Origin of the sequence: Arthrobacter sp. SPG23 (genome assembly GCF_000876655.1) — a bacterium.
Taxonomy (GTDB): Bacteria; Actinomycetota; Actinomycetes; order Actinomycetales; family Micrococcaceae; genus Arthrobacter.
On the sequence record NZ_JYCN01000007.1, the window covers coordinates 47,121 to 55,565 of the forward strand.

Consider the following 8,445-nt stretch of genomic DNA (forward strand, 5'->3'; position numbering starts at 1 on the left):
CTGGATGACGCAGGCGAGGTATCCCACGGCCACAGCCCCGAGAAACGTGAATAGCACGGCCTCTTCGAGCGTGATTGCGGTCAGCACCAGGAGGCCCGCAGCGGCGCAGGCCGCAACGATGGCTATCCTTCCGCTGTTACCCATGTGGCGCATGTGACTAATCTTCCCCGATGCAGGCTACTTCCGGACGTAGCCACGCATGATTGCCATGATGGCCGCGACGCTTTGTTCACGGGTGCGTTCAGGGTTATACGTCTGGCGGTCCAAGCCCACCACGAAACATGCACCGAAGATGGCAGTCTCCAGGCTGCCCCGTGAGATGGATTCGTCCACGGGGTACCGTGCGGCTACGCCCTCGATCGCGCCGCCGATCACTGCGAGCAGCCGGCCGCGGAGCTCAGCGAAGGTGTCCTGCCATTCGCTGGGGATCCGCCAGTTTTCGCTGACCCATAGCCTCGCGAACGACGGGTACTCGGCCATGAAGTCCATCGCCTGGCCGATCATCTCGTCCATGGCGGCCAGCGGATCGGCGGAGGAGTCCTGCACGCTCACCAGCCTGGCGTGCAGGATGTCCACTCCGTGGCGCAGCAGCTGGGCGATCAGGTCGGACTTGCTGCCGAAGTTGTAATACACGGTCCCCTTGGACACGCCGGCGGCCGCGGCGATCTCGTCCACGGTGACGCCGGCAGCGCCACGCTCGCCGATCAGCTCCATGGAAGCGTCGAACAGCTTCTGCTTGGTGGCGTTGGTACGGGCCGGGCGGAGCTTCTTCTCGCCGGCGTCCTGCATGCTCATACGGCGATCTCCGGTTTCAGGGACTTCAAGGTCCAGAACTTGTGCTTATGGACGGCCAGCGTTGACAGCCCGGCCCCCAGCACAGTGTAGCCAAGCAGGCCGGCCACGGTGGGCAGGATCATGGACAGGTCCGCCCCGTAGATCAGGTGCCGCATGCCGGTCACCACATAGCCCATGGGGAGGATCTCGTGAACCACGTGCAGGGGCTGGGGTGTGGTCTGCCAAGGGAATGTGCCGCCCGATGACACCAGTTGGAGTACCAGCAGGATCAGCACCACCAGCTTTCCGGGGGAGCCAAGGAGGGCAACGATTCCCTGAATGATGGCGCTGAAGGCCATTGCGGCCGCCAGCATGAACAGCCACATCAGCACAGGGTGCGCCGGGTTGAGGCCCAACGCCACATCCACCACCAGGGTGAGCAGGCTCGCCTGGACAACGGAGACAGCCAGGAACGGCAGCCACCCGCCGAGGGCGATCTTCCACGACGGCGCGTTGGAAGCCAGGGCCCGCTGGGTGACGGGACGCATGGCCTGGATCAGCATGAAGATGCCGATCCAGAGCGCCAGGGTGAGGAAGAACGGTGCCAGGCCGGCCCCGTACGACCCGGCCTTCGCCTGTGAGATGTTGCTGACGGCCACGGGATCGGCCATGACTTTCGACAGGCTGCTCTTCTGGGCGTCATCGGGATTGGGCACCTGGCCGGCGCCCTTGCCGAGTTCCGAGGCCAGGGTGCCGGCTCCGCTCGCGGCTGTGGCGGCGCCGTCCTCAAGCTGCGCCGCGCCGCCGTCGAGCGTCCTGGCACCTTCGGCGAGCTTCGCGGTGCCGTCGACGGCGCTTTGCTCGCCGGCGGCCAAAGCGGCGGTCCCGGTGTGGAGCTGGTCCGCACCCGCGGACGCCTGGGCGATGGCGCCGGTCAGGGCAGGTGTGGCCGCAGCGAGCTTCGCGGCACCGGCGCTCACCGCGGCCGAACCGTCCGCGAGCTGCTGGATCTGCGCGGCGTCGGACTGGATTTTTGCCTTGGCGTCCGCCGCAGGCCCGGATGCCGCAGCTGCGTCAAAGTCCGCAAGGATGCTGTCTGCCTGCGCCTGGGTGATGATGCCCGCGGCCATCAGCCTGCCGTTGGACTCCACCACGCGGTTCCTCAGGCCCTGGTCCGCAGCATTCAATTGCCCGACGACGTCCTGCACTTTGATGTTCAGCGTGGCGTTTCCGGCCGCAACCTGTGCGGCGCCGTCGGCCAGTTTCTGCGAATCGGACGGCAGGGAGGCCGTCTTATCCTTGAGCTGGCCGAGTCCGTCGCTGAGCTGCGCCGCGCCGTCGTTCAGCTGGTTGGCGCCGTCGCGCAGCTTGAGCTGGCCGCTGTAGAGTTCGCCGGCACCGCTGCTGAGCTGCATGGTGCCCTGGTGCAGGGTGACGGTGCCGTCGTGGAGCTTGCTGACGCCGTCGGACAGCTGGCCTGCGCCGTCAGCCGCTTTGACCATCTGGGTGTGGATGGTGCCGAAGCCGGTCAGCAGCTGGTTGGCGGTTTCCTCGCCCACTTCCTTGGCCACACTCGAGTGGACGGCAGTGGTCAGCTTGTCCACGATGGTGCTCAGCAGGTAATTGTTGGCATCGTTGGTGGTCACGTTCAGCATGGCCTGGTTGGCGGCGTCGAAGCTGCCGGGTGACACCAGGTTGGCGGAGAAATCCTTCGGAATCTTCAGCGCGAAGGCATACTTGCCGCTGCTGACTCCCTGGTCGGCCTGTTCGGAGGAATCCACGGACTGCCAGTTGAACACGTGCCCGTCGATGAGGCTGTCCGCCACCTTCCGGCCCGCCTGCAGCTGCGTTCCGTCGCTGGAGGTGGCTCCGGTGTCCTCCACCACCAGCGCAGCGTCGATCTGGTACAGGTTGCTGTAAGGATCCCAGTTGGCGTACAGGTACACCGCCCCGTACAGCAGGGGAACCATGGTCAGGGCAAGGATGGTCAGCTTGGGCAGCAGCCCGCCTGTCATGCGCTTGAGTTCGGAGCGGGCCAGCCGCAGCACAGTCACTTTGCATCCTCTGTTTCGGGGGTCGGGGAATCGGCCACAGTTGCTTCCGGGGGTGCGACGTCGGCGGGAGCCGAGGGCCGGGGGACGGCGTTGCCGATCTCGGCGGCGGGGCCCGTCCAGTTGTCCGGGAGGGCAGCAACGGTGGCGACGACGGCGAGGGGCCGGCCGCCGTCGTACGCCAGTTCCTGGAGCCGCGGCAGCCAGGCCGCGGGATCCGCGCTGTGGCGGTCGGGGGAATCGACCACGAGGAGGTCGGTGTGCGGGTCGGCCAGCGAGAGGGCCGTCAGCAGTTCGATGCGCCTGGCCGGGGCCAGCTGCTCCGCCCACAGGCCGGCGATGTCCTCGAAGCGGTTGACCTTGAGCCACGGCGTGCTGAGCAGGGCGCCGCGGTAGCGCCGCGGGATCAGCGCGAGGTCTTCCGTGACGAGGTCCCGCACGCTCAGGTGCTGTTCGGGCTCATTGACGCCGGGGGAGTCCACGAGCGAGCTGGCACTCCGGAGGCGCTTCGTCTTCGCCAGGCCGTCCCAGAGGAGCTCGCCGGTGGACGGCTTCATCCGCCCGCTCAGGGTGAGCGCCAGCGCGGTCCGCTGGTCCTGGCGCGTGCCGGAAACCAGAACCAGCTCGCCGCGCCGTGCCTGGAGTGAAGTGGGCGGGAGCAGGTCATCCCGCCGGCCTTTCACGTGAAGCTGTCGAACCGAGAGCATGGAAGCCTTTCGCAGTGGGTGTCTGCATCAAGGCTAACCAAACTGACCAGTCAGTTCAAATAGAACTGGCGGTGTGTGAGCAACCAGTCAGCGCGAAGGGACACTTGAGGCCCCTGACCAGCGTGGATCGGGGGCCTCAAGTGTCCGTTCGCGCTGTTGTATCAGAGGCCGTACTCCTCGAGCAGCCGCAACCACACTTCGCTGATGGTGGGATAGGACGGCACGGCGTGCCACAGTCGGTCCAGGGGCACCTGGCCCACCACGGCAATGGTGGCGGCGTGGAGGAGTTCGGCCACGTCCGGTCCCGCGAACGTGGCCCCGAGAAGCACCTTCCGGTCCTCGTCCACCACCAGCTGGGCCCAGCCCTCGTAGTGCTCGGAATGCAGCGAGGACCCCGCCACGCTGATGGGAAGCTCCACTGAGGACGCGTTGTAGCCGTCTTTTTGTGCCTGCTCCACCGACCGCCCCACGCTGGCCAGCTCGGGATCGGTGAACACCACGTTGGGCACGGCGTGGTCATTGGCCGTCTGCGCGAAGCGGCTCCACGGCTCCGGCACCCCGTCCAGCTCGCCTTTGGCACGCGCCGCGATAGCGTCTCCGGTGGCGCGCGCGGAGTACTTGCCTTGATGCGTCAGCATGACCTTGCCGGCGGCGTCCCCCACCGCGTACAGCCAGCCGCCGCTACCGGCGTCGTCCAGGCCCTCAACCAGGCCGGTGGTATCCGTGCGAAGGGGCGGCACCTTGCCATCGGCGGCGCCAAGTCCCACGGTTTCCAGGCCCAGCCCGTCCAGCGCGGGATGGCGGCCGGTTGCCACGAGCAGCCGTTCGGCCCTGATGCTGTCGCCGTCGGCCAGGCTTATGTTGAACGAGCCGTCCTCGTTTCTGCTGACCCGCTCCGTCGCGGTGTCGAGGCGGACGTCCACGCCGTCAGCCCGGAGACCGGCCAGCACCAGCTTCGCCGCATCCTTCGGGTACATGCTGAGCAGGCCGCCGCGCGCTACGAGCGTCACGGCCGAACCCAGGCGGGCAAAGGCCTGGGCCAGCTCAGTGCCCGCAACCCCGCCGCCGAGGACCGCCAGGCTGCGCGGAACGCTGCGGGCGGATGTGGCCTCGCGGGTGGTCCAGTAGTCCAGTCCCGCCAGTCCCGCGACCAGCGGCGCCGAGGGGGCCGACCCGGTGGAAAGTACGACGGCGTGCCTCGCCGAGAGCAGGTAGGTGACGCCGTCCCGCCCGGCTACTTCGACGGCCCGCGGTCCGGTGAGGCGGCCGCGGCCGCGGATCAGTTCGATTCCTGTGTCCTCCACCCATTTGACCTGGCCGTCATCCTGCCAGTTAGACGTGAAGTAATCCCTGCGTTTCAGGACTGCGGAGGCATCCAGGGTACGTGTGACCGCCTCCTCGGCGCCGGGGACCGTTTGCGCGCCGTGGAGGGCGGTCCCGGGGCGGAGCAGGGCTTTGGACGGCATGCAGGCCCAGTAGGAGCACTCGCCGCCCACCAGCTCCGCCTCAACCAGCACCGCGGTGAGGCCGCCCTGGACCACGCGGTCCGCGACGTTTTCCCCCACGGCTCCGGCACCGATCACAATGACATCGAATTCGCGTTCAACTCTGGGCGTCATGGCACCAGACTACGCCCGGCTGCGGTGCCGGCCGGCGCGATGAAAGCCACGGGGATGGTACTGCGAAGCGGGTCCCTGCTGAGCGCGGGAACTTAACAGAAGGTGGGACATCCAATATTGTTTGCTGTGACCCACTCCGCATGGTGGTTCAGGACACTCGGTTAGGGGAACCCATGACTACTTCAGGCTTCGCTTCGCAGGCGCGGTTCAGCGCGCAGGCGCGGCTCCGTGCCCTTCAGGCGGACATCATGGACCTCATCCTCGAGCGTGACCTTGAAGCCGGTGATCCGCTCCCCACGGAGAACGAACTGGCCCTCGCCCTGGGTGTGGGACGCAATACCCTCCGTGAGTCACTCAAGGTCCTCCAGGCGCTTGGCGTTGTTGAAATCCGGCACGGATTCGGCATGTTCGTGGCGCCCAGCAACTTTGACGCCCTGGCCGACGGCCTGACCTTCCGGGGCAGGCTGTCGCTGCGGCACAAGGGCGGGGAGGCCCTGGAGCTGGTGGACGTCAGGCAGGCGCTTGAGTCGGGCCTGATCGGAAGCGCCATGGACACCATGACGTCCGGCCAGCTGGCGGCGGTTGAGGAGTCCGTGATCCGGATGGAGGAGCTGGCTGCCGCGGGGGAAACGTTTGTGGAAGCTGACTCGGAGTTCCACCGGCGCCTGTTCGAACCACTCAACAACACGCTGCTGATCAGCCTGCTCGCCGTTTTCTGGAAGGTGTACCGGCAGATCCACCTGGAAGTTGGCGGCGGCACAGAGGACCTCACGGAAACGGCCGCCGTCCACCGCCGCATCTACGAAGCCGTGGCGCAGGGGGACAGGTCGCTGGCCGCGGAACGGCTCAACCACCATTTCGACGGCATCCGCAACCGCATCACCGACGCAATAAACGAGTAAACCGCCGGGCCGCTGGCGGTCAGCCAGGGGCGGGACCGCCTGGCTGACCGTTCAGGGCGTCCGGCCCAGGCCCTTTTGGCCCGGCGGACGAAACAAACTGAAACAAAAAAAGATCCGCACCGGCGAACCGGTGCGGATCTTTTGTCTCTGTGCGCCCAAAGGGATTCGAACCCCTGACCTTCTGTTCCGTAGACAGACGCTCTATCCAGCTGAGCTATGGGCGCATTCTCGGCTCCGGGAGTTTTTCGTTCACCCCCGAACCTCGAATTACTTTACGCGAGTTGCCGCGGAGTTCCAAATCGAAACGCCTGTAATGTGCGTGACTAGACCGGTCTATGTGACCTTACTCACAAAAAGGGCCGATTTGGTGTATCCGGTTCCTTGATTTTCCGCGGTTTTTGCTTTTTGGGCCCCCGGACATCCCACGTCTGACCCAAAATTTTCAGTGGTCTAGAGCCCTAGCATTTAGGACACACCACTGAACCCGAGGAAGGGAACCGCAATGGGCGATCTCGCACGACTGCCGCTGCTTGAGAAAGCACCCACCACACATGCTGGCCTGCTGGCATGGGTCGAAGAGGTTGCAGAACTTACCCAGCCCGACCGGATCCACTGGGTTGACGGTACGGAAGAGGAATACACCCGGCTCACTGACGAACTCGTTGAAGCCGGAACGCTCACCAGGCTGAACCCGGAGCTGTTCCCGAACTCCTTCGCTGCCTTCTCCGATCCCGCGGACGTGGCGCGCGTTGAAGAGCAGACCTTCATCTGCTCCGAGAACGAGCGCGACGCCGGCTTCACCAACAACTGGATGGCACCGGCCGAGATGAAGCAGAAGCTTCGCGGCCTGTTCTCCGGCTCCATGCGCGGCCGCACCATGTACGTGATCCCGTTCGTCATGGGCCACCTCGACGCGGAAGATCCCAAGTTCGGTGTGGAAATCACCGACAGCGCCTACGTTGTGGCCTCCATGCGCATCATGGCCAATATCGGCACCGAGGTGCTGGATAAGATCACCGCAACGAACGCGTTCTTCGTTCCCGCCCTGCACTCCCTCGGCGCGCCGCTCGCCCCCGGCCAGGCCGACGTCGCATGGCCGTGCAACACGGACAAGTGGATTGTCCACTTCCCGGAGGAGCGCTCCATCTGGTCCTTCGGCTCCGGCTACGGCGGCAACGCCCTCCTGGGCAAGAAGTGCTACGCGCTGCGCATCGCCTCCGTGATGGCCCGGGATGAGGGCTGGCTCGCAGAGCACATGCTCATCCTCAAGCTCACCTCCCCGGAGAAGAAGTCGTACTACATGTCCGCCGCCTTCCCCTCGGCCTGCGGCAAAACCAACCTCGCCCTGCTCGATCCGACCATCGAGGGCTGGGAAGTCGAAACCCTCGGTGACGACATCACCTGGATGCGGATCGGCAAGGAAGGCGAACTGCGCGCCACCAACCCGGAAGCCGGCCTGTTCGGCGTCGCCCCGGGCACCGGCTGGGGCACCAACCCCAACGCCATGCGCGCCATCGCCAAGGGCCACAGCATCTTCACCAACGTCGCCCTCACGGACGACGGCGGCGTCTGGTGGGAGGGTATGACCGAGGAAACCCCGGCGCACCTGACCGACTGGCAGGGCAACTCCTGGACTCCGGATTCGGACAAGCCAGCCGCCCACCCGAACTCCCGCTTCTGCACGCCGATCTCGCAGATCGACATGCTGGCCGAGGAGTACTACAGCCCCGAAGGCGTGGAGCTTTCAGCGATCCTCTTCGGCGGACGCCGCAAGACCACGGTTCCCCTGGTAACGCAGGCCCGCAGCTGGACCAACGGCATTTTCATGGGTTCCACGCTCTCCTCCGAGACCACGGCTGCGGCTGCCGGGCAGGTCGGCGTGCTGCGCCGCGACCCGATGGCCATGCTGCCCTTCATCGGCTACGACGCAGGCGACTACCTGAAGCACTGGATCAGCGTCTCAGGCAAGGCCAACCCGGAGCGCCTGCCGCACATCTTCCTGGTGAACTGGTTCCGGCGCACGGCCGACGGCGACTTTGCCTGGCCCGGGTTCGGCGACAACGCCCGTGTCCTCAAGTGGGCCATCGAGCGTCTCGAGGGCAAGGCTGACGCCATTGAGACCCCGATCGGCTTCGTGCCGGCGGGCCACTCGCTCGACCTCACCGGCCTGGACCTGACCCACGCCCACGTGGAGGACGCCGTCCGCGTCGACCGCGAGGAATGGGACGCCGAGCTGGCCTCCATCGAGGAGTGGTACGCGAAGTTCGGAGACTCCCTGCCCGACGCCCTGCGCGCCGAGCTCGAAGCCTTGAAGGAACGCATGGCTGAGCACTAGCAGCGAGCTGGTAACAGGCATAACGACGGCGGCGCCGCACTTTCGTAAGGTGAGCGG

General features: G+C 66.1%; 6 protein-coding genes and 1 tRNA gene. 2 read left to right on the top strand and 5 right to left on the bottom strand.

Annotated features, from left to right (window positions below):
- Window positions 1-177: 177 nt before the first annotated feature.
- From TV39_RS03045 to TV39_RS03060, 4 genes are all read right to left on the bottom strand, one after another.
- Entirely contained in the window at window positions 178-795 is a 618-nt protein-coding gene (locus tag TV39_RS03045) for a TetR/AcrR family transcriptional regulator (RefSeq protein WP_043478202.1), read from the bottom strand.
- Entirely contained in the window at window positions 792-2,828 is a 2,037-nt protein-coding gene (locus tag TV39_RS03050) for a YhgE/Pip domain-containing protein (RefSeq protein WP_043478205.1), read from the bottom strand. Before TV39_RS03050 ends, TV39_RS03045 begins: the two co-directional genes overlap by 4 nt.
- Window positions 2,825-3,532 (bottom strand): ABC transporter ATP-binding protein, encoded by a 708-nt coding sequence (locus TV39_RS03055; protein ID WP_043478208.1) that lies wholly within the window; start codon window positions 3,530-3,532, stop codon window positions 2,825-2,827. The genes TV39_RS03050 and TV39_RS03055 overlap by 4 nt, the downstream gene beginning before the upstream one ends.
- A gap of 161 nt (window positions 3,533-3,693) precedes the next feature.
- Window positions 3,694-5,151 carry a dihydrolipoyl dehydrogenase family protein gene (locus TV39_RS03060; protein WP_043478211.1) on the bottom strand — a complete coding sequence of 486 codons (1,458 nt, stop codon included), beginning with the start codon at window positions 5,149-5,151 and terminating at the stop codon, window positions 3,694-3,696.
- Window positions 5,152-5,324: 173 nt separating this feature from the next.
- On the opposite strand from TV39_RS03060, the gene TV39_RS03065 reads away from it, so the two are divergent.
- Window positions 5,325-6,053, top strand: a complete 729-nt coding sequence (locus tag TV39_RS03065) for a FadR/GntR family transcriptional regulator (protein WP_043478214.1) — start codon at window positions 5,325-5,327, stop codon at window positions 6,051-6,053.
- Window positions 6,054-6,203: 150 nt separating this feature from the next.
- Here TV39_RS03065 and TV39_RS03070 read toward each other — a convergent pair.
- Window positions 6,204-6,277, bottom strand: a tRNA-Arg gene (locus tag TV39_RS03070).
- Window positions 6,278-6,555: 278 nt separating this feature from the next.
- Here TV39_RS03070 and TV39_RS03075 point away from each other — a divergent pair.
- Window positions 6,556-8,388 carry a phosphoenolpyruvate carboxykinase (GTP) gene (locus TV39_RS03075; RefSeq protein WP_043478217.1) on the top strand — a complete coding sequence of 611 codons (1,833 nt, stop codon included), beginning with the start codon at window positions 6,556-6,558 and terminating at the stop codon, window positions 8,386-8,388.
- The last annotated feature ends 57 nt before the right edge of the window (window positions 8,389-8,445 follow it).

What these genes read in the sequence shown, in the direction of transcription:
- TV39_RS03055 (WP_043478208.1), bottom strand. Translation starts at nt 3,532, where the DNA reads ATGCTCTCGGTTCGACAGCTTCACGTGAAAGGCCGGCGGGATGACCTG.
- TV39_RS03045 (WP_043478202.1), bottom strand. Translation starts at nt 795, where the DNA reads ATGAGCATGCAGGACGCCGGCGAGAAGAAGCTCCGCCCGGCCCGTACC.
- TV39_RS03060 (WP_043478211.1), bottom strand. Translation starts at nt 5,151, where the DNA reads ATGACGCCCAGAGTTGAACGCGAATTCGATGTCATTGTGATCGGTGCC.
- TV39_RS03075 (WP_043478217.1), top strand. Translation starts at nt 6,556, where the DNA reads ATGGGCGATCTCGCACGACTGCCGCTGCTTGAGAAAGCACCCACCACA.
- TV39_RS03065 (WP_043478214.1), top strand. Translation starts at nt 5,325, where the DNA reads ATGACTACTTCAGGCTTCGCTTCGCAGGCGCGGTTCAGCGCGCAGGCG.